This is a genomic window from Calyptranema fuscum S582 (genome assembly GCF_055793305.1).
The window spans coordinates 1-2,318 of record NZ_JBSLYH010000119.1; the positions used below are offsets into that span (position 1 = coordinate 1).

The following is a 2,318-nucleotide window of genomic DNA, read 5'->3' on the forward strand; positions in this document are numbered from 1 at the left end:
TACGAGGGTGGTTTACCTAAGCGTCAGTTGTTACAAGTGTTGGATTACATCGATGCTCATCTTCATCAAGAGATTAAACTGACTGATTTAGCATCATTGTTGGGCATGAGTGAATTTTATTTTAGTCGTCAATTTAAGCAAGCAACTGGAATCAGTCCTTACCAATATTTGCTGCAACAACGAATTGAGCGGGCAAAACAGTTGTTGAAACGGAGCGGTCGCTCGATTGCAGACATTGCCTTAATGTGTGGATTTAACAGCAATAGTCATCTCAGTAAACCGTTTCGACAGTTCACTGGAACAACCCTCAAATCGTATCGACTGGATTAGCCATAAATCTCTAAAACCATTGGAGGAACTATGGTTTGGCAAGAAGTAATTGAAAATAGCAACGTATGGGTCTATGAATATGATGCGAATGGATACAAAGCCAATGCGTTTGCCTTTGCGTTAAATGGCAATCGTCTCGCCATCATTAGTCCACCCATTGGACTCTCTGACGCAGATTTTGCAGCGATCGACGCAAAGGGAGATGTAGCCGCTTTAATTGCGCCCCATGCGGGACATGATTCAGGACATACAGCGTGGCAGGCTCGTTATCCGACGGCTGTCTCCTATGCTCCAGAGATTGCACTAAAGCAAATTAATCAGGATGGACTCCGACCCTTCCTGCCGCTTGCAAAACTCACGGTTCCCCAAGTGAACTTGCGAGAAGTTCCTGGCACGAAAAAAGGAGGCACGATTGCGATTGTGAAGCGGGGAGAACGTCCGGTTGTGTATCTTGATGAAATCGTAAGTCATTGGACCTTCTTGCCTGACAACTGGTTGGCAAAGTTTTTGTTTTGGTCAACGGGTAGTGCGCTCGGACTCAAGGTAAATCGGGTGTATCTGAAGGTACTTTGCTCAAATGTCCAGGCAGTAGCTCAAACTGTTCTTGAAGCTTTGGTGGATGATCCAATAATCGTGCCAGCCCACGGTACGCCCCTGGTTGATTCAGGGGATGCAGAACGAGTGCGATCGCTGGTGGAGCCATTTGTAAAATGAATTCATAGCTGGGATGCTCAATTACGCACGCCACTCATACAAAATGTCAGGACAGTTTTCTTCATTTTCAGAACCATCACGATACTGAATAGCTTTGAATCCATGTCGCTCGTAGAATCGAATTGCCCCCTGATTCTCCTGAAACGTATAAAGCCGGATCGGAGAACCCAGTTCTACTTTTGCGCGTTCAATCAGTTTGGTTCCAATTTTCTGCCCAACAGCATCAGGATGCAAATAAAGCTGATCAATCCATCCTGTTCCCTTAGTTGTTGACAATGCCATCATGCCTATAATCTTACTGTCTCGCTCTACCACTGTTACCTGGCTTTCAGGAATCAAGATGTTATGCATCCACTCATAAACAGCTTTCTCAGAATGGGCGATCGGAGCAAATGGGACAAACTCTTTTCGAGAACTGAGATAAACCTTTACTACACCTTCAGTGTCAGATTGAGTTGCAGAACGAAAGATTAAGGAGGTCCCTATGGAATTAATCGCATTCATAATCATTGTGGTGCAGGTTATGCTCTTTTTCTGGTTTATCGAAACACTCGGAAAAATCAAATTATATCTACGAGATATTCGTGATATTGCTCAGAGATTAGACAGAGATTTTTAGCGAGATAAGGTTCTGTCAATTTGTTTTAGATAACACACATTGCATGATGACTCGATTAGCAATGGGCAATCCCGCTTCAGCCTCTTGCAACCGAATGTGTTGAAAACCTGCTGTTAATTCAGATTCATCCAGAACATGAAACCCTAGTTTTGAATAAAAAGGTGCATTCCAGGGAATATCTCGAAACGTGGATAATGCCATGACGGAATATCCTTGACGTTTTGCCCAAGCAAGGACTGTATTCACCAAAGCAGATCCAATCCCTCTGCGCCCATGTGCAGGGTCAACATCGATTTGTTGGAGGTAAAGTGTGGCATCCACCTCTTGAGTCAGGGCATATCCTACGACCCCATTACGCGAATCAGCCGCAACCCAAACCTGTCCTGCTTCAAACCGTTGCTGCACCAAATCGAGGGGAAGTGGAGCAGCATTGACCAGAAATGAATAGGGTGTACCAAGGAATAGCTTTGCGGCTGCTAATTCAATGGAAGCGAGCAACGCTAATTCTTCAAAACGAGCAGAGCGGATTTTATACCTTGCTTTAAGGGTCTTCATGCTTTCATTTTCTACCCTTCTAATAAAGCCATGTTACACAATCATGAGATGGAAATCGAAGAACTTCAAACACAGGAAGAATGGCAAGATGCTTTTCCTG

4 protein-coding genes are annotated in these 2,318 nt (G+C 44.3%); 2 read left to right on the forward strand and 2 right to left on the reverse strand.

Annotation, left to right across the window (positions count from 1 at the left end; translation table 11 throughout):
• Positions 1-330 (forward strand): helix-turn-helix domain-containing protein (locus ACR6Z4_RS32110; protein WP_479721384.1); only part of this gene is annotated, 330 nt, incomplete at its 5' end.
• A gap of 30 nt (positions 331-360) precedes the next feature.
• A complete protein-coding gene (locus ACR6Z4_RS32115) occupies positions 361-1,044 on the forward strand; it encodes a hypothetical protein (RefSeq protein WP_479721385.1) in 684 nt (227 codons plus the stop codon).
• Positions 1,045-1,065: 21 nt separating this feature from the next.
• Here ACR6Z4_RS32115 and ACR6Z4_RS32120 read toward each other — a convergent pair whose 3' ends face one another.
• Both ACR6Z4_RS32120 and ACR6Z4_RS32125 read right to left on the reverse strand, forming a co-directional pair.
• Entirely contained in the window at positions 1,066-1,548 is a 483-nt protein-coding gene (locus ACR6Z4_RS32120; RefSeq protein ID WP_479721386.1) for an N-acetyltransferase family protein, read from the reverse strand.
• A gap of 130 nt (positions 1,549-1,678) precedes the next feature.
• Entirely contained in the window at positions 1,679-2,218 is a 540-nt protein-coding gene (locus ACR6Z4_RS32125) for a GNAT family N-acetyltransferase (RefSeq protein WP_479721387.1), read from the reverse strand.
• Positions 2,219-2,318: the final 100 nt, after the last annotated feature.